Source organism: Tabrizicola flagellatus (assembly GCF_046295235.1).
In the GTDB taxonomy this organism is placed as follows: domain Bacteria; phylum Pseudomonadota; class Alphaproteobacteria; order Rhodobacterales; family Rhodobacteraceae; genus Tabrizicola; species Tabrizicola flagellata_A.
The window spans coordinates 113,828-131,954 of sequence record NZ_JBKBLV010000001.1; the positions used below are offsets into that span (position 1 = coordinate 113,828).

The following is an 18,127-nucleotide window of genomic DNA, read 5'->3' on the forward strand; positions in this document are numbered from 1 at the left end:
GCCATGACGAAATACGATGCCGCCTGGGTGAAGGCCGAAGAGGAAAAGCGCGCCTGGCTGGATGCGAACGGGCTTTACCGGGCCGAGGACGAGCATTCCTCCTGCGGGGTGGGTCTGGTGGTTTCCATCAGCGGCAAGCCCAGCCGCAAGGTGGTGGAGAACGGCATCAACGCGCTGAAGGCGGTCTGGCACCGGGGCGCGGTGGACGCCGACGGCAAGACCGGCGACGGCGCGGGGATCCATGTGCAGATCCCGGTGAAATTCTTCTACGACGTGGTGCGCCGGACGGGGCACGAGCCCGACGTGAACAAGCTGATCGCCGTCGGTCAGGTCTTCCTGCCGCGGACGGATTTCGGCGCTCAGGAACGCTGCCGGACCATCGTGGAGACCGAGGTCCTGCGGATGGGGCATTACATCTACGGCTGGCGGCATGTGCCGGTGGATGTGTCCGTGCTGGGCGAAAAGGCCAACGCGACGCGGCCCGAGATCGAGCAGATCCTGATCCGCTGCGAGAAGGACATCGACCAGGAACAGTTCGAGCGCGAACTTTACATCATCCGCCGCCGGATCGAGAAGGCGGCGACGGCGGCGGGCATCCAGGGGATGTATCTTTGCAGCCTGTCCTGCCGGTCGATCATCTACAAGGGGATGATGCTGGCCGAGCAGGTCTCGACCTTCTACCCGGACCTTCTGGACGAGCGGTTTGAGTCCGCCTTTGCCATCTACCACCAGCGCTATTCGACCAACACTTTCCCGCAATGGTGGCTGGCGCAGCCCTTCCGGATGCTCGCCCACAACGGCGAGATCAACACGCTGAAGGGCAACGTCAACTGGATGAAGAGCCATGAGATCCGCATGGCCTCGAACAACTTCGGCGAGGCGGCCGAGGACATCAAGCCCATCATTCCGGGAGGAACGTCCGACTCGGGCGCGCTGGATGCGGTGTTCGAGGTGCTGGTGCGATCGGGGCGGTCGGCGCCGATGGCCAAGACGATGCTGGTGCCCGAGGCTTGGTCGAAGCAGACGGTGAACATGCCGAAGGCCTGGGCGGACATGTATTCCTACTGCAACTCGGTGATGGAGCCGTGGGACGGTCCGGCGGCACTGGCGATGACCGACGGGCGCTGGGTCTGCGGGGGCCTCGACCGCAACGGGTTGCGGCCGATGCGCTATGTGGTGACGGGCGACGGGATGCTGATCGCCGGGTCCGAGGCCGGGATGGTGCCGGTGGATGAAGCGACGGTGCGCGAGAAGGGCGCGCTGGGGCCGGGTCAGATGATCGCGGTCGATATGGTGGAGGGCAAGCTATACCACGATGTCGAGATGAAGGACAAACTCGCCGCCGCCCAGCCCTATGGCGAGTGGATCGAGAAGGTCGTGGACCTGAACAGCCTTCTGCGCGACGTACCCGAGACGCAGACCTTCACCGGGGCGGAATTGCGCAAGCGCCAGATCGCGGCGGGGTTCACCCTGGAGGAGCTGGAGCAGGTGCTGGCGCCGATGGCCGAGGACGGCAAGGAAATGGTCGCCTCGATGGGCGACGACACGCCGCCGGCGGTGTTGTCCAGCGTCTATCGGCCGTTGTCGCACTACTTCCGCCAGAACTTCAGCCAGGTGACGAACCCGCCCATCGACAGCTTGCGCGAGGGGCGGGTGATGAGCCTGAAGACCCGCTTCGGCAACCTGAAGAACGTGCTGGATGAGTCGTCCAGCCAGACCGAGATCCTGGTTCTGGAAAGCCCCTTCATCGCCAACCGCGAGTTCCAGGTCATGGTGGAACGCTTCGGCGATCAGGTGGCCTTCATCGACTGCACCTTCCCGGTGGGCGAGGGGCTTGACGACCTGCGTCAGGGGCTGGAGCGGATCCGGGCCGAGGCCGAGGATGCCGTGCGGTCGGGTGCGGCGCAGCTGGTGCTGACGGACGAGCATCAGGGACCGGAGAAGGTGGGGATGCCGATGATCCTTGCGACCTCGGCGGTCCACAGCTGGCTGACGCGCAAGGGGCTGCGGACCTTCTGCTCGATCAACGTGCGGTCGGCGGAATGCATCGACCCGCACTACTTTGCGGTCCTAATCGGCTGCGGCGCGACCACGGTGAACCCCTATCTGGCGCAGGACAGCATCGCGGACCGGATCGACCGGGGGCTGCTCGATGGCTCGCTGACCGATGCGATGCGTCGCTATCGCGATGCCATCGACGCGGGCCTGTTGAAGATCATGTCGAAGATGGGGATCAGCGTGATCTCCAGCTATCGCGGCGGGCTGAACTTCGAGGCGGTGGGACTGTCCCGCGCAATGGTGGCCGAGTATTTCCCGGGGATGCAGTCGCGCATCTCGGGCATCGGCCTGACCGGGATCGAGCAGAAGCTGGAGGAGGTTCATCGCAGGGGCTGGCTGGGCGGCGCGGACGTGCTGCCCATCGGCGGCTTCTACAAGGCGCGGCGGTCGGGCGAGAAGCACGCCTGGGAGGCGCAGACGATGCACATGCTGCAATCAGCCTGCGACCGGGCGTCCTATGACATCTGGAAGCAGTATTCAGCGGCGATGCGGGCGAACCCGCCCATTCACCTGCGCGACCTGCTGGACATCAAGCCGCTGGGAAAGCCGGTGCCGATCGAGGAGGTGGAGTCGATCACCTCGATCAGGAAGCGGTTCGTGACGCCCGGCATGTCCCTGGGCGCTCTCAGCCCCGAGGCGCACAAGACGCTGAACGTGGCGATGAACCGCATCGGGGCGAAGTCTGACTCGGGCGAGGGAGGCGAGGACCCGGCGCATTTCGTGCCGGAACCGAACGGCGACAACCCCTCGGCCAAGATCAAGCAGGTCGCCTCGGGCCGGTTCGGCGTCACAGCGGAGTATCTGAACGCCTGCGAGGAGCTGGAGATCAAGGTCGCGCAAGGGGCGAAGCCCGGCGAGGGCGGCCAGCTGCCGGGGATGAAGGTCACGGCGCTGATCGCGCGCCTGCGCCATTCGACGCCTGGGGTGACGCTGATCAGCCCCCCGCCGCACCACGACATCTATTCGATCGAGGACCTGGCGCAGCTGATCTACGACCTGAAGCAGATCAACCCGCGCGCCAAGGTGACGGTGAAGCTGGTGTCGTCCAGTGGCGTGGGCACGATCGCGGCGGGGGTGGCGAAGGCCAAGGCCGACGTGATCCTGATCTCGGGCCACAACGGGGGCACCGGGGCATCGCCGGCCACGTCGATCAAGTACGCGGGCCTGCCGTGGGAGATGGGCCTGACCGAGGCGCATCAGGTGCTGGCGATGAACAACCTGCGCGAGCGGGTGACTTTGCGCACGGACGGAGGCCTGCGGACCGGGCGCGACGTCGTCATGGCGGCGATGATGGGGGCTGAGGAATACGGCATCGGGACAGCGGCGCTGATCGCCATGGGCTGCATCATGGTGCGCCAGTGCCAGTCGAACACCTGCCCGGTGGGCGTGTGCACCCAGGACGAGCGCCTGCGGGCCAAGTTCACCGGCACGGCGGACAAGGTGGTCAACCTCATCACCTTCTACGCGCAGGAAGTGCGGGAAATCCTCGCCTCCATCGGCGCGCGGTCGCTGGACGAGATCATCGGGCGCGCGGACCTTTTGACCCAGGTCAGCCGTGGGGCTGCGAACCTCGACGACCTTGACCTGAACCCGCTTCTGATCACTGTCGATGGCGCGCGGTCGATCACCTATGACCGGTCGAAGCCGCGCAATGCGGTGCCCGACACGCTGGATGCCGAGATCATCCGCGACGGCGCGCGGTTCTTCGAGGACGGCGAGAAGATGCAGCTGTCCTACGCGGTGCGCAACACCCATCGCACCATCGGGACGCGGGCCTCGAGCCACATCGTCAAGAAGTTCGGGATGCGGAATGCGCTGCAACCCGACCATCTGACGGTGAAGCTGACCGGGTCCTGCGGGCAGTCGCTGGGCGCCTTCGCGGTGCGGGGTCTCAAGCTGGAGGTGCAGGGCGACGCCAACGACTATGTCGGCAAGGGCCTGTCGGGCGGCACGATCACCGTGCGGCCGCTGATGTCCTCGCCCCTGAAGGCGGAAGAGAACACGATCATTGGCAACACCGTGCTCTATGGTGCGACCGACGGGTTCCTGTTCGCCTCCGGCCGCGCGGGGGAGCGGTTCGCGGTGCGGAACTCGGGCGCTTCGGTCGTGGTGGAAGGCTGCGGCTCGAACGGGTGCGAGTACATGACCGGCGGGGTGGCGGTGATCCTGGGCCGGATCGGCGCGAACTTCGGGGCGGGGATGACCGGGGGCATGGCCTATGTCTATGACCCGGATGGTGTGGCCGAGGACTTCATGAACCTCGAGTCGATCCTGACCTGCGCCGTGGGCCATCCGCATTGGGAGATGCAGCTGAAGGGCCTGATTCAGCGCCATCACGAGGAAACCGGCAGCCGGATCGCCGGGCGCATTCTGTCGAACTGGGACCGCGAGCGGCAGAACTTCCTTCAGGTCTGCCCGAAAGAGATGGTCGATCGCCTGCCCTATCCCTTGTCGGACGAGGTGGCCAAGGTTCCGGCAGAGTAACAGTTCGGGCGCCCGGGCCGTGAGGTCCGGGCGCCTTTGCGAAACTTTCGCAGCGCCGTCACGCGTCCGTCGTGGCGGCTTTGCTACCGAAGCGAGGTCAACCCGCCAATGGAGACCTTGCAATGCGATCCAGGTTCCTTCTGCTCTGCACCGCCCTGTCCGGCCTGGCCCTGCCCGCCGCCGCCGAGACGGTGTTCCCGTCGAAACTCGCCGGCCATGCGCTGGTGCCGGCGGCGAGCTACATTCCCGCCCCCGCCGATGCGCCGAAGGATGCGCAGGTGTCGGGCAAGTTCACCGGCGCGGCGCCGGTCAGGGAGCCGGGGACCGTCCCGGGCGACACCGGCGCCAGCCACGGCAAGCGCCCGACCGGGATCAGCCTGCCGTTCCAGGGCCAGCCCCTGCAGGGCTTTTCCGGCTTTGCGATGAATCTGACCGAGGACGGCAGCATCCTGACGCTGACCGACAACGGCTTCGGCTCCAAGGCGAACAGCCCCGATGCGCTCTTGTTCTTCCACCGCGTCGCGCCGGACTGGGCCTCGGGCGAGGTCGCGGTGCGCGAGACGGTCTTCCTGCGCGACCCCGAGTTCAAGGTGCCGTTCCGCATCGCCTATGAGGGGTCGGACAGCCGCTATCTGACCGGTGCCGATTTCGATCTGGAAAGCATCCAGCTTGTGAACGGCGAGGTCTGGATCGGCGACGAGTTCGGACCCTACATCATCCGCGCCGGCCTCGATGGCGTGGTCAAGGCGGTCTATCCGACGATGATGGACGGCGCGCAGCTGAAGGGCCCCGACACCCCCGGCATCAGCGCGGTCTCGGTCATGGGCAAGGACTGGACCGTGCCACGCTCGGGCGGCTACGAGGGGATGGCGCTGCAACCGGGCTCGGGCCTGCTCTGGGCGATGTTCGAGAAGCCGCTCCTGAACGCCGAGGGGAAGAACGAGGGTGCCTTCCTGCGCGCGCTGGCCTTCGATCCGGCCAAGGGCGAATGGACCGGGGCGGGCTTCAAGTTCGCGCTCGCCGAAGGCGCGACGGCGATCGGCGATTTCAACTTCATCGACGAGACTCGTGCCCTGGTAATCGAGCGTGACAACGGCGAGGGCGTTCCGGCGCTGAAATGCGCGGGCGATCCGAAGCCCGACTGCTTCCCCGCCCCGGCGATGGTGAAGAACGTGGTGCTGATCGACACGGCGCAGATCGACGCGGACGGTTTCGCCAAGCGTCTTGGCCATGTCGATCTGATGAACATCGCCGACCCGGACGGCAAGGCGCGTCTGCAAACCGCGGGCGGCGAGGCAGGGGTCTTCACCCTGCCCTTCTTCACCATCGAGGACGTGATGAAGGCCGACGATACCCATATCGTCGTGGCGGTGGACAACAACCTGCCGTTCTCCTCGGGTCGCGCGCTGGACAAGGCCGCGGACAACGAGTTCGTCCTTCTGGAAGTGCCGGAGCTTCTGGCGGCGAAGTAGGCCACGGGCGGGCCCCAAGATTTTTCGACGAAAAATCTTGGGGTTGCGCGGTCATCCCTCGGAGGATCTGGCCCAGAGGTTGATGTCCTTCTCCTCGGAGATGGCGTCGATCCGGGCCAGTTCCTCGGCGGTGAAGTCCAGGTTCTCCAGCGCGCCCACGCAGTCCACCACCTGCTCGGGCCTGGATGCGCCGATCAGCGCGCTGGTGATCCCGCCGCCCCGCAAGACCCAGGCGATGGCCATCTGCGCCAGCGTCTGCCCGCGCGCGGCGGCCATGTCGTTCAGCTTGCGCACCGAGGCCAGCGCCTTTTCCACCACGGCGGGGTCGAGCGACTTGCCCTGCGTCGCCCGGCTGCCGGCGGGGATGCCGTTCAGATACTTGTTCGTCAGGATGCCCTGCGCCAGCGGCACGAAGGCGATGGAGCCGACGCCCAGTTCCTTAAGCGTGTCCTTCAGCCCGTCGGTTTCCACCCAGCGGTTCAGGATGTTGTAGCTGGGCTGGTGGATGAGGAGCGGCGTGCCGAGGTCCTTCAGGATCGCCACCGCCTCGCGCGTGCGCTGGGAGTTGTAGCTGGAGATGCCGATATACTGCGCCCGGCCCGACCGCACGATGTGGTCGAGCGCGCCCATGGTTTCCTCGAGCGGCGTTTCGGGGTCGAAGCGGTGGGAATAGAAGATGTCCACATAGTCGAGGCCCATCCGCTTCAGCGACTGGTCGCAGGAAGCGATCACATACTTCCGGCTGCCCCATTCGCCATAGGGGCCGTCCCACATCAGGTAGCCGGCCTTGGAGGAGATGATCAGCTCGTCCCGGTGGGAACGGAAATCGGTGCGCAGGAGTTCCCCGAAGGCTTCCTCGGCGCTGCCGGGCGGGGGGCCGTAGTTGTTGGCGAGGTCGAAATGGGTGATGCCAAGGTCGAAGGCGGTGCGGCAGATCGCCTGTTTCGTCGCGTGGGGCGTGTCGTGGCCGAAGTTGTGCCAGAGGCCGAGGCTGATCGCCGGCAGCTTCAGTCCCGAGGCTCCGCAGCGGTTGTAGATCATCCGGCCGTAACGGTCGGGGTTCGGAACATAGCTCATGGGGGTCCTCCTGTTGGCGCCATCATGCGCCGGGGGCCAGGCGGCTGCAAGTTGCGCCGGGCGTTGCACCGGGCCGCTTTCCGGTGGAAGCTGTCGGCATGACGGGGCTGAGGCAGGCATGGAATTTCCTGGCGGCGGTCTGGCTGCGGGTCGGCGACGGGCATTTCGGCCTGATCGCGGCCGGCGTGGCCTTCTTCGCCATGTTCGCGGTCTTTCCGGGCCTGGCCGCCGCCGTCGCGGTCTGGGGCATGTTCGCCGATCCCGGGGTGATCCGGGGCTATCTGGCGGTGGCCGAACGCTTTCTGCCGCCCGAGGCGGGCCAGCTGATCCACGATCAGGTCATGGGCCTGATCACCGCGCCGCGGTCGGCGCTGCAATGGACCACCATCCTGTCGCTGCTGATCGCGCTCTACTCGGCGCGGGCGGGGGTCTCGGCGCTGGTGCAGGGGCTGGACGTGGTCCACCGTTCGCGCCCGAGGGGGTGGCTACGCGGCTGGGCGGTGGACTTCCTCTTGACCGGCGCGCTGATCGGGGCGCTGTTCGTCGCGCTGGTCACGGTGGTCGTGGTGCCGATCCTGCTGAGCTATGTCACCTTCGGCACCTTCGAAGCCTGGCTGACCAAGGTGTTGCCCTGGGGGGCGATGTTCCTCTTGGTCGTCACCTGCCTGTCGATCCTCTACCGTTTTGGCCCGAATGTGCCCGGCGGGTTCCGCTCGCCCTGGATCAGCGTCGGCGTGCTGGTGGCGGCGCTGGCCTGGGCCGGGGTCTCGATCGGCTTCTCGGTCTATCTGGCGAACTTCAACAGCTACAATGCGATCTACGGCTCGATCGGGGCGGTCATCATCCTGATGATGTGGCTGTATCTGTCGGTCTGGGCCGTGCTGCTGGGCGGGGCGATCAATGCCGAGCTGGACGAGCGGATGCGGCGCCGGTCAGGCTGAACGGACCGCATCGGCCAGCAGGGGCGGCAGGGCGAATTCCGCAAGCGCGCGGGTGCGGGCGGCATCCGACATCTTGCGCGCGGTCTTCCGAACGATGTCGAGGACCGAAGCCTCGTCCCGCCCGGCGGCGAAATCGGCGAAATACCAGCGCAGGAAGACGAAGCAGATCACGTCCTCGAGCATCTGCACTTCCGCGTCGCGTTTCAGCCCCTCTTTCCGCAATAGGACGCCCACGCGGTCACAATCGGCGGGGTCATATCCCGCCTCGGCCATGATCCCGCCCACGCGGAGCGCATGGCGGCGGGCTTGTTCGCGGCGCCAGGCGAGATAGCCCGCCTTGCCTTCGGGATAGTCCGACCGGGGCAGGAGCCAGCGTTCGACATGCTGCCCGCGCGCGGCGATCTGGAGGACCTCGGAGGCGTCGGGGGCAAGGCGGGCGAGTTCCGCGCTCATCCGTTCGCCATAGGGCAGGGCCTCGCCCCTGGGGTCGGCGGCATTGGCGGCGTCGATCAGGGCAAGGGCTCGGTGCAGGCGGTTGGTCATGGTGGTTCCCCGGTCGCGGTCATCGGGGCGCAGTCTCGCCCCGGCGGCAGCAGAGCGCAACTACCGCGGGGCATGCCGGGCCTGGGCGGCGGCGCGCATCTGCGAGAGCGTCTGGCGCGGGGTCAGCGCCTCGGCCGAGATGTTCAGGTCGAGGACCGCGCCGCTGGGCGAGGCCAGCGCCCGGGCGAAGGCGGCGGGGAAGTCATCGGTGCGTTCGACCTGTTCGGCGTGGAAGCCGTAGGCGCGGGCGAGCGCGGGGAAGTCGGGGTTCACCAGGTCAGTGGCCGAGACGCGGGCGGGGTAGGTCCGTTCCTGGTGCGCGCGGATCGTGCCGTAGGTGCCGTTGTTCAGGATCAGGACGATGGGCTGGGCGCCGGCCTGGAGGGCGGTGCCAAGCTCCTGGCAGGTCATCTGGAAATCGCCGTCGCCGGCGAAGCAGACCACGGTGCGGTCGGGATGGGCGACCTTGGCGGCGATGGCGGCGGGCAGGCCATAGCCCATCGCGCCCGACTGCGGGGCGAGGAGCCGGGCCTTGGGGCCGAAGCGGAAGAACTTGTTCGGCCAGGCGGTGAAGTTGCCCGCCCCGTTGGTCAGGATCGCATCCTCGGGCAGCACCGCGCGCAGATGGGCGGTGACTTCGACCATATCCACGGGCGAGGGCTGCGGCGGCAGGCCGAAGGTCGCCTCGTAGTCCTCGCGCGCGCGGCGGCGCCAGTCGGCCCAGCCGCCGCGCACCGGAGTCAGGGCGGCGACGAAGGCATTGGGGCCGGCGGGGATGCCGAGGGTGGGAATGTAGATCTTGCCGATCTCGGCCACCGAGGCGTGGACATGGATGATCTTCTGCCGCGGCGCCGGCACCTCGAACAGGGTGTAGCCTTCTGTCGAGATCTCGCCGAAGCGGGTGTTCAGCGCGAGCACGACGTCGGCCTCGGCCAGGGTCCGGCGCACCCCGGCGGCAAGGCCGAGGCCCAGATCGCCCGCGTAACAGGGCGAGTGGTTGTCGAACATGTCCTGGTAGCGCAGCGCGGCGACCACGGGGATGTCGGAGGTCTCGGCGAAGGCCTTGAGCGCGGTCTTGCCGGCCTCGGTCCAGTTGCAGCCGCCCAGAAGGATCGCGGGGCGCGCCGCCGAGGCGAGGAGCGCCAGCGCCTCGGCCAGGGCGGCGGGGTCGGGGGCGGGTTCGGCGATGCGGGCCGGGCCGGTGAGCGGCGCGGCCGAGGCCGGGCCGGAGAGCATGTCCTCGGGCAGGGCGATGACGACGGGGCCGGGGCGGCCGGTGGTGGCGGTGATCCAGGCGCGGGAGAGGATTTCCGGGATGCGGTCGGCCTGGTCGATCTCGACCGCCCATTTCGCCATGGTGCCGAAGACGGCGCGGTAGTCGAGTTCCTGGAAGGCCTCGCGCCCGCGCATGTCGGTTCCGACCTGGCCGACGAAGACGAGCATCGGCGCGGAATCCTGCATGGCGGTATGGATGCCGATGGCGGCATTGGTCGCGCCGGGGCCGCGGGTGACGAAGCAGAGCCCCGGCTGCCCGGTCAGCTTGCCCCAGGCCGCCGCCATGAAGGCCGCGCCCCCTTCGTTGCGGCAGAGGATGAAGTCGAGCCTGCCGCGCGTGTCGTGCAGCGCGTCCAGCACCGCCAGATAGCTTTCCCCCGGCACGCCGAAGCCCTTCGAGGCCCCGAGCGCCACCAGACAGTCCACCAGAAGCCGCCCGCCGTTCATCATGCCGTCGTCCAATCCTGCCGATGCGCCGCTGTTGCACGGCGTCCCGGCGGCAGGAAGCCCCGAAATGGGGCCAGAGACAAGGGAGAGCCTTGCCCCGCCCGGCCGGTGTCAGAGAATCTCGTCCACATGCGGGCCCCAGGTGTCGGACAGGGCAAAGCCGCGCGGGAAGGGGTCGGTGGGGTCGAGACCAAGTTGCGAGATGCCGTAGATCCAGGCCCGCCCCGTGACCCGGGGCAGCACGGCGGGGCGGTTGCCGACGGTGGTTTCTCCCAGCATCTCGACCCGGAAGCGCGAGCCGATGATAGACTCGCTGGTCAGGCTGTCCCCGGTCTTCACCAGCCCCCGGGCATGCATCGCGGCGAGATTGGCCGACGAGCCCGTGCCGCAGGGCGAGCGGTCCACCCTGCCCGGCTTCAGCACGGTGCAGGTCTGGACCAGGTCCCCGCGGATGTCGCGGAACATCACATAGGAGAACTGGTTGATCTGCGGCCGTTCGGGATGCGCGACCGGCACCTTGGCCGTCAGTTCGGTCAGGATCGCGGTGCCGGCCCGCATCAGCGCGTGGGCGTTCTGCGGCGCGATCGTCAGGCCGAGCTGGCCCACGTCGATCAGCCCGTAGAAGCAGCCGCCATAGGCAACGTCCAGCTTGATCCGGCCGAAGTCGGAGGTCTCAAGCACCAGATCCAGATCCTGCACGAAGGAGGGCGAGGTCTCGATCGCGGCAGAGGTCACCTTGCCGTCCTGGCAGGTTGCGGTGACCGTCACGAGGCCCGCGGCGGTGTCGAGGCGCACCGTCGTCTCGGGTTCCCGCATCGCCAGCATGCCGGTTTCCAAGAGCGCCGTGACCACGCAGATCGCGTTCGACCCCGACATCGGATGCGCCTTGTCCGGTTGCAGCACGATGAAGCCCGCATCCGCATCCGGCCGTGTGGGCGGCAGCATCAGGTTCACCGTCATCTGGGCAAAGCCACGCGGCTCGAAACAGACCAGCCGGCGCAGGCTGTCGTCCACGCGGTTCAGATGCACCAGCTTGTCCAGCATGGTCGCCCCCGGCACATCCAGCGTGGTCGAGGTGATGACCTTGCCAATCTCGCCCTCGCAATGGACGTCCACGACCTGCAATGTCTTCTTCCAGCGCATCCCCACCCCGTCCCTTCGCCGGCCCCTGCATCGTGCCGACTTAATGTAGGCATGAAAGCTCGCCGCACGACAAGCGGTTTCTGACCCCGTGGCGGATCAGAACCGCGCGTCGGGCAATCCGCAGAAGGGATCGACCGGGTTCGTCCCCCGGAAGGGTGCGCAGCCCAGAAGGCAGTCGAGCGTGGCGCGCTGCATCGTGTCCATCGTGGCGTAGGCGTTGACCACGCACGGCATCCTGGGGGCGTCGTAGAGGTAGTAGGGATAGCCGAAGGAGATCAGCGCGGTCGGCACCTCATGCCAGTGCCGCTGCATGGCGCCGAACATGCCGCCCGTGAGGCGGTTCCAGTCGAGGAAGATGCGGCCCCGGGTCAGGAGCGTTTCCTCGCCCATCAGGAACAGCACAAGGTCGAAATCGCGCTGGTCGGTGCGGTCTCCGGGCTGATGTTCTGTCACCTCGAAGCCCTCGGCGCGGAGGAGGTCGGGGAAGATCATCGCCTGGCCTTCGCCGTGCAAGGGCGTGACGATGCCGGTCGAATAGACCAGCACCCGGCGGTGGCGATCGGGCGAGAGAGGCAGGATGCCCTGCACGTCCTTGACCAGCGTGGGCGCGCGGGCGGTCACCTCTTCGGCGATGCGGGCATTGGCGGGGTTGAAAAGCCGGGCGCGGTCGGCCGGATCGCGCCCCGTCCGGTGCAGCCCCAGCGCCGCCTTCAGGCCGAGGATGCGGATCAGCGCCTCGTCCAGCCGTGCGTGGGTCAGGCGGCCATCGTCCAGCGCCGTCTCGATGCGGGCGATGTCGGCCTCGGGCTCGTCCGAGAACAGGATCACGTCGCAGCCCGAGGAGATGACCTGCGGCAGCATCTCGTCCCGGTGCGCCCAGGCGCCGAAACCGGCCATGGGTGTGGCGTCCGAGACGATGACGCCGTTGAACCCCAACTCGCCGCGCAGGAGCGTCTGGTTGAGCAAGGGCGAGACCGAGGCGGGGCGGCAGGCCTCGATCCCGGCATCGGGGTCATGGGCCAGGACATAGGCGGGAAAGGCGATATGGGCGGACATGACCGCCATGACGCCCGCCTCGATCGCCGCGCGGTAAAGCGCGCCGTGGGTGGCGTGCCAGTCCGCGACCGACAGCGGGTTGATCGTGGTGACTAGGTGCTGGTCGCGGTCGTCGTTGCCCTCGCCCGGCCAGTGCTTGGCGGTGGCCGCGACGCCCTGGGCCTGAAGCCCGGCGATATGGGCCAACGCATGGGCGCGGATGCGGGCGGGATCGGTGCCAAGTCCGCGGGTCGCCACGATGGGCGAGCGGAACAGTGCGTTGATGTCGAGGACCGGGGTGAAGGACCAGTTGATACCGGCCGCCCGCGCCTCTTCGGCCATGATCCGGGCGATGGTGGCCGAGGCCTGCACATCGTCCACCGCCGCGAGCGCCAGCGGATTCGGCACCTCGGTGCCGAAGGGCAGGCTCATCCGGCTGCCTTCGAGGTCGGCACTGACGAGGTAGGGAATGGGCGCCGCAGCGCGCAGCGCGTCGAGCGTGTCGAGTTCGGCCTGCGCATCGGGGCCGAAGAATTTCGTGATCCCGGCGGGGGCGAGGGCGGTGATCCGCTCCACCACCTCGGGCCCCGTGCCGAAGCAGATGTGGACGAAAAGCTGCCGGACCTTCGCCGCGCGGTCCATGGCGCCGAGGGTGGACCGCACCCAGTCGCGCCCGGTTTCGTCAAGGTTGAACGGCCGGGCGGACAGGATGCGGTCGATGGCGTCCATCAGACGTAGCGGTTCCAGAGGTTCTCCAGCCGCTCCTGCCGGCCCGACTTCGGTTCGGGTTCGATCTTCTCGGCGATGACGCGGGCGGCGGCGTCCTCGAGGCTGCCTTTCAGCATGGCCTGGGCGGCCGGCGTTTCCCAGCCCGCATAACGGGCCTTGCGGGCGGCCTCGAGCTCTCCGCTTTCCAGAAGGGCAGCGGCGCATTTCAGTGCGCGGGCACAGGTGTCCATGCCGCCGACATGGGCGAGGATCAGGTCCTCGGGGTCGAGGCTCTGGCGGCGGATCTTGGCGTCGAAGTTGGTGCCGCCGGTGGTGTAGCCTCCCGCGCGCAGGATCTCGTAGAAGGCCAGCGCCTTTTCCGCATGGTTGTTCGGGAACTGGTCGGTGTCCCAGCCGGACTGGTAGTCGTTCCGGTTCATGTCGATCGACCCGAAGATGCCAAGGGCCGCCGCCAGCGCGATCTCGTGTTCGAAGCTGTGGCCGGCAAGGATCGCGTGGCCCTGTTCGATGTTGACCTTGACCTCTTTCTCCAGTCCGAACTCCACGAGGAAGCCATAGACCGTGGCCACGTCGTAGTCGTACTGGTGCTTCGAGGGTTCCTGCGGCTTGGGTTCGATCAGGATCGTGCCCTTGAAGCCGATCTTGTGCTTGTATTCCACCACCTGCTGCAGGAAGCGCCCGGCGTGCTGGCGTTCGGCCTTGAGGTCGGTGTTCAAGAGCGTTTCATAGCCCTCGCGCCCGCCCCAGAGGACGTAGTTCTGCCCGCCGAGGCGATGCGTCACGTCCATGTTGGCCTTCACCGTGGCGGCGGCATAGGCATAGACATCCGGGTCGGGGTTCGTCGCCGCGCCGGCCATCCAGCGGCGGTGGCTGAAGAGGTTCGCCGTGCCCCAGAGGAGCTTGGCCTTGTGCCTTTCCTGCTTCTCGCCCAGGTAGTCGGCGATCGCGTTCAGGTTCTTCAGGCTTTCGGCGAAGGTCGCGCCTTCGGGGCGCACGTCGGCGTCGTGGAAGCAGTAGAAGGGCTGGCCGAGGATGTCGAACATTTCGAACGCCACGTCGGCCTTGAGCTTCGCCAGCTCCATCGTGTCGCCGAACCAGGGGCGCTGGAAGGTCTGCCCGCCGAACGGGTCGCCGCCCGGCCAGGCGAAGCTGTGCCACCAGGCGACGGCAAAGCGCAGGTGGTCCTCCATCCGCTTGCCCATGACGATTTCGTCCGGGTTGTAGTGCCGGAAGGCGAATTCGTTGGTGGAGGCGGGGCCCTCGTACTTGATGGCGGGGATGCCCTTGAAGAAGTCGGTCATGTCAGATCCTTGATGGCAGATTGGGCGGCGCGGAACCGTGCGTGGCCCGCGTCAAATGCGTCCTTGAGGGAAGGATCGGGGTCGATCACCCGGGCGATCTGCGGCAGGGTGGCGATCTCGGCCCCCGCGCCCGTCGCGGCCATGAGGCCGAGGCGCGCGGCCCCGAAGGCGCCGCCGAAATCACCCGCCACGGGCAGTTGCACCGGGCAGTCTAGCGCGGTGGCGATCAGCTTCAGCCAGTAGTCCGAGCGCGAACCGCCGCCCACCGCCAGCAGGTGCTCCAGCCGCGTGCCGGTCGCGGCCAGCGCGTCGCGGCTGTCGCGGATGGCGAAGGTTACGCCTTCCAGCACCGCGCGGGTGGCGGCCTGGCGGTCGGTGGCATGTTCGAGCCCGGTGAAGGCCCCGCGCACCGAGGCCGAGTTCAGGGGCGTCCGTTCGCCGCCGAGGTAGGGCAGGAAGATCGTCTTGCCGGGGGCCTTCAGCTCGCCGAGTTCGCCGGTCAGCCGCGCCGCCTCTGTGCCGATCAGCCGGGCATACCAGTTCAGCGCATCGGTCGCGGCGAGGATCACGCCCATCTGGTGCCAGGTGTCAGGCAGGGCGTGGCAGAAGGTATGCACCGCCGTTGCCGGGTCGGGCTGGTAGCCGTCGTTCGCGGCGAAGAGCACGCCCGAGGTGCCGAGCGAGACGAAGGCCTCGCCCGCGCGAACGACGCCCACCCCTACGCCCGAGGCCGCGTTGTCGCCGCCGCCGCCGGCCACGACCACGCCCCTGGGCAGGCCCCAGCGGTCGGCCAGCGCCTCGCGCAGGGTGCCCGAGACCTGGCTGCCCTCGACCAGCCGGGGCATCTGCGCACGGGAAAGGCCCGTGGCGGCCAGCAGGTCGTCCGACCAGTCGCGCCTGCCGGTATCGAGCCAGCTGGTGCCGGCGGCATCCGACATCTCGCCCACATGCTCGCCAGTCAGCCAGAGGCGCAGGTAATCCTTCGGCAGAAGCACCTTGGCCACCCGGTCCCAGACCTGTGGCTCGTGCTTCGCCACCCAGACCAGCTTGGGCGCGGTGAAGCCGGGAAAGACGATGTTCCCGGTCAGCCGGCGGAACTGCGGATCCGCGTCCAGCGCGGCGGCCTCGGCATGGCTGCGCGTGTCGTTCCACAGGATGCAGGGCCGCAGCACCTCGTCCGCCGCATCCAGCAGCGTCGCCCCGTGCATGTGCCCGGACAGGCCGATCCCCCGGACCTTGGCCAGCGACCGCTGCGCGGCGAGCCGGTCGAAGACCGTCTCGGCTGCCGAGATCCAGTCCGAGGGCAACTGCTCGCTCCACCCCTCGGCGGGGCGCTGGACGGTCAGGGGGGCGGTGGCCTCGGCGAGCACCGTCTGGTCCTCGCCGATCAGGATGCCCTTGAGCCCCGAGGTGCCGAGATCGAGCCCGATATACATCACGCAGCCAGGTGCTGGGGCTTCTTGCCCAGGATGATCATGCCCAGGATGTCGTCGTCGGTGACCTCGTTCACGTTCACCGTGCCGACCAGCTGGCCGTTCTTCATCACGCTGGCGCGGTCGCAGAGCTTCATGACGTTGTGGATGTCATGCTCGATCAAGAAGATGCCGAGGCCCTGCGCCTTCAGCTCCTGGATCAGTTCGGCGACCATCTGGGTCTCGTGCGGGCCCAGTGCGGCGGTGGGTTCGTCCATGATCAGGATCCTGGCGTTGAAATAGACCGCCCGGGCGATGGCGACCGACTGGCGCTGACCGCCCGACAGGGCGCTGACCGGGACGTTGAACTTGCGGAAGTTCGGGTTCAGCCGGCCCATGATCTTGCGCGTCTCGGCCTCCATCTTCGATTCGTCCACGAAGCCGAAGGCGTTCACCAGCTCGCGACCCAGGAAGAGGTTCGAGGCGGCGTCCAGGTTGTCGGCAAGCGCCAGCGTCTGGTAGATCGTCTCGATGTTCAGCGCGCGGGCGTCGCGGGGGTCGTTGATCTCGACCTCCTGCCCGTTGATGAGGATCTGGCCCGAGTCCTTCTTGTAGGCGCCCGAGAGGCACTTGATCAGCGTGGACTTGCCCGCGCCGTTATGGCCCAGGAGACCCACGACCTCGCCGGGGTAAAGGTCGATCGTGACGTGGTCCACGGCCTTGATCCCGCCGAAGGCGATGGAGATGTCGCGCAGTTCGACAAGCGGGGTTCCGGTTCTGTCTACCATGATAGGGGCCCCTTCACTTGATGCGTTTGCGGTAAACGATGTCGAGATACACGGCGAAGACGAGCGCGATGCCGATCACGATGCGCTGATAGGACCCGTCGCCGAAGCCGATCAGCACCATGCCGGTTTGCAAGGACGTCAGGATCAGAGCGCCGATGATCGCGCCGTAGATCGTGCCGACGCCGCCCGCCAGCGAGGTGCCTCCGACCACGGCCGCAGCGATGACGTAAAGCTCGTCGAGGTTGCCCATCGCGTTGGTGGCGCTGTTCTGGCGCGCCGCGCCGATGACGGCGGCGATCCCGGCCAGCGCGCCCATGAGCGTGAAGATCTTCACGATCATCGCCCGGGTGTTAATGCCCGAGAGGGCCGCCGCCTCGGGGTTGCCGCCGATGGCAAAGACATAGCGGCCAAAGCGGGTGCGGGTCATCAGGATGGTCATGGCGAAGGCCACGGCGATCATGATCAGCACCGGATAGGCGAAGCCGTGGCCGAAGCTGGCGCAGACATCGGTGTAGATGTTGCCGCCCCGTTCGGCGCAGGCCGGGATCTCCTGCCCCAGGGCCTGATAGTATTTCTGGATGTTGCCGGTCGGCCAGATGTAGGAATTCACGATGGCCGTCGCGCCGAGGATAACCGCGCAGACGAGGCCGATCACGAAGGTCTCGGCCCAGACCGGACGCAGGGCGAAGCCGTGGCGATGGCGCGACCGGCGGCCGTTCAGGAAGGCCCAGACGACGAAGACGCAGGCGATCACGGCGAAGATCCAGCTTCCCGTCTTGCCCAGCGCGCCAAACGACCCGCCCCCGATCAGGGAGAAGCGGTCGTCCAGCGGCGCGATGGTCTTGCCGCCCGCGACCAGGAAAGCGGCGCCGCGCCAGACCAGAAGGCCGCCCAGCGTGACGATGAAGGACGGGATCCCAAGGAAGGCAATCAGCGTGCCCTGGAAGGCGCCGATCAGCGCGCCCATGGCGATGCCGAAGAGGACGGTGATGATCCAGATCGACGGATGGCCGAGGCCCAGCGCCGGCGTCAGGTATTCCACCTGCAGAAGGCCCATGTACATGCCCACCATGCCCATGATCGAGCCCACCGACAGGTCGATGTTGCGGGTGATGATGACCAGCACCATGCCGCAGGCCATGATCCCGATGTAGGCGGTCTGGACCGACAGGTTCCACAGGTTTCGCGGCGTGAGGAAGCCATTCGCCTCGGCCTGGCTGGCGCCCAGAAGCATCGAGGGGCGGCCGAGGACGAAGGTCGAATAGGCCTCGAAGGCCAGCCAGATCAGGAGAAGCGCGCCGACCATGCCGAGAAGGCGCGGGTCGATTTCCGTGGCGCGCAGGAAGCGGGTGAACCCGCCCTCGTTCGGCGCATGGGATGCAGGGGAATGGGGTGTGTCGGTCATGTCCGTCCAGCCTGAGA

At 67.6% G+C, this 18,127-nt stretch carries 12 protein-coding genes; 3 read left to right on the forward strand and 9 right to left on the reverse strand.

The features are described 5' to 3' along the window. The first annotated feature begins 3 nt into the window (after window positions 1–3). On the forward strand, window positions 4–4,542 hold the full coding sequence (gltB, locus tag ACK4IU_RS00615) for a glutamate synthase large subunit (RefSeq protein WP_409730621.1): 4,539 nt from the start codon (window positions 4–6) through the stop codon (window positions 4,540–4,542). A gap of 122 nt (window positions 4,543–4,664) precedes the next feature. Next, window positions 4,665–6,014 carry an esterase-like activity of phytase family protein gene (locus ACK4IU_RS00620; protein ID WP_409730623.1) on the forward strand — a complete coding sequence of 450 codons (1,350 nt, stop codon included), beginning with the start codon at window positions 4,665–4,667 and terminating at the stop codon, window positions 6,012–6,014. Window positions 6,015–6,065: 51 nt separating this feature from the next. On the opposite strand, the gene mgrA is transcribed toward ACK4IU_RS00620, so the two are convergent. Beyond that, window positions 6,066–7,091 (reverse strand): L-glyceraldehyde 3-phosphate reductase, encoded by a 1,026-nt coding sequence (gene mgrA, locus ACK4IU_RS00625; RefSeq protein WP_409730625.1) that lies wholly within the window; start codon window positions 7,089–7,091, stop codon window positions 6,066–6,068. A 98-nt stretch (window positions 7,092–7,189) separates the two neighbouring features. Here mgrA and ACK4IU_RS00630 point away from each other — a divergent pair, with 98 nt between their 5' ends. Continuing rightward, window positions 7,190–8,032 (forward strand): YihY/virulence factor BrkB family protein, encoded by an 843-nt coding sequence (locus ACK4IU_RS00630; RefSeq protein ID WP_409730627.1) that lies wholly within the window; start codon window positions 7,190–7,192, stop codon window positions 8,030–8,032. Here the strand turns inward: ACK4IU_RS00630 and ACK4IU_RS00635 are convergent. From ACK4IU_RS00635 to ACK4IU_RS00670, 8 genes are all read right to left on the reverse strand, one after another. Then, window positions 8,024–8,575: a DUF4202 domain-containing protein gene (locus tag ACK4IU_RS00635; RefSeq protein ID WP_409730629.1), complete on the reverse strand. Its 552-nt coding sequence runs from the start codon at window positions 8,573–8,575 to the stop codon at window positions 8,024–8,026. The two genes, ACK4IU_RS00630 and ACK4IU_RS00635, sit on opposite strands and share 9 nt — an antisense overlap. Window positions 8,576–8,635: 60 nt before the next feature. Then, window positions 8,636–10,300, reverse strand: a complete 1,665-nt coding sequence (locus ACK4IU_RS00640) for a thiamine pyrophosphate-dependent enzyme (protein WP_409730631.1) — start codon at window positions 10,298–10,300, stop codon at window positions 8,636–8,638. Window positions 10,301–10,408: 108 nt separating this feature from the next. Then, window positions 10,409–11,440: a proline racemase family protein gene (locus ACK4IU_RS00645; protein WP_409730633.1), complete on the reverse strand. Its 1,032-nt coding sequence runs from the start codon at window positions 11,438–11,440 to the stop codon at window positions 10,409–10,411. 96 nt (window positions 11,441–11,536) lie between these two features. Next, entirely contained in the window at window positions 11,537–13,204 is a 1,668-nt protein-coding gene (locus tag ACK4IU_RS00650; protein ID WP_409730635.1) for a glycoside hydrolase family 3 protein, read from the reverse strand. After that, entirely contained in the window at window positions 13,204–14,505 is a 1,302-nt protein-coding gene (xylA, locus tag ACK4IU_RS00655; RefSeq protein ID WP_409730637.1) for a xylose isomerase, read from the reverse strand. The genes ACK4IU_RS00650 and xylA overlap by 1 nt, the downstream gene beginning before the upstream one ends. Next, window positions 14,502–15,941, reverse strand: coding sequence for a xylulokinase (gene xylB, locus ACK4IU_RS00660; RefSeq protein WP_409730639.1), 1,440 nt, complete (start codon window positions 15,939–15,941; stop codon window positions 14,502–14,504). Before xylB ends, xylA begins: the two co-directional genes overlap by 4 nt. Further along, window positions 15,941–16,705, reverse strand: coding sequence for an ATP-binding cassette domain-containing protein (locus ACK4IU_RS00665; RefSeq protein WP_409730641.1), 765 nt, complete (start codon window positions 16,703–16,705; stop codon window positions 15,941–15,943). Before ACK4IU_RS00665 ends, xylB begins: the two co-directional genes overlap by 1 nt. 13 nt (window positions 16,706–16,718) lie before the next feature. Next, the gene (locus ACK4IU_RS00670; protein WP_409730643.1) at window positions 16,719–18,110 is read right to left on the reverse strand and encodes a sugar ABC transporter permease; all 1,392 of its coding nucleotides are present in this window, start codon (window positions 18,108–18,110) and stop codon (window positions 16,719–16,721) included. Window positions 18,111–18,127 lie beyond the last annotated feature (17 nt).

Bases quoted from the DNA above. Each gene is read 5' to 3' on its own strand.
- gltB (WP_409730621.1), top strand. From the start codon at position 4: ATGACGAAATACGATGCCGCCTGGGTGAAGGCCGAAGAGGAAAAGCGC.
- ACK4IU_RS00620 (WP_409730623.1), top strand. From the start codon at position 4,665: ATGCGATCCAGGTTCCTTCTGCTCTGCACCGCCCTGTCCGGCCTGGCC.
- mgrA (WP_409730625.1), bottom strand. From the start codon at position 7,091: ATGAGCTATGTTCCGAACCCCGACCGTTACGGCCGGATGATCTACAAC.
- ACK4IU_RS00630 (WP_409730627.1), top strand. From the start codon at position 7,190: ATGACGGGGCTGAGGCAGGCATGGAATTTCCTGGCGGCGGTCTGGCTG.
- ACK4IU_RS00635 (WP_409730629.1), bottom strand. From the start codon at position 8,575: ATGACCAACCGCCTGCACCGAGCCCTTGCCCTGATCGACGCCGCCAAT.
- ACK4IU_RS00640 (WP_409730631.1), bottom strand. From the start codon at position 10,300: ATGATGAACGGCGGGCGGCTTCTGGTGGACTGTCTGGTGGCGCTCGGG.
- ACK4IU_RS00645 (WP_409730633.1), bottom strand. From the start codon at position 11,440: ATGCGCTGGAAGAAGACATTGCAGGTCGTGGACGTCCATTGCGAGGGC.
- ACK4IU_RS00650 (WP_409730635.1), bottom strand. From the start codon at position 13,204: ATGGACGCCATCGACCGCATCCTGTCCGCCCGGCCGTTCAACCTTGAC.
- xylA (WP_409730637.1), bottom strand. From the start codon at position 14,505: ATGACCGACTTCTTCAAGGGCATCCCCGCCATCAAGTACGAGGGCCCC.
- xylB (WP_409730639.1), bottom strand. From the start codon at position 15,941: ATGTATATCGGGCTCGATCTCGGCACCTCGGGGCTCAAGGGCATCCTG.
- ACK4IU_RS00665 (WP_409730641.1), bottom strand. From the start codon at position 16,705: ATGGTAGACAGAACCGGAACCCCGCTTGTCGAACTGCGCGACATCTCC.
- ACK4IU_RS00670 (WP_409730643.1), bottom strand. From the start codon at position 18,110: ATGACCGACACACCCCATTCCCCTGCATCCCATGCGCCGAACGAGGGC.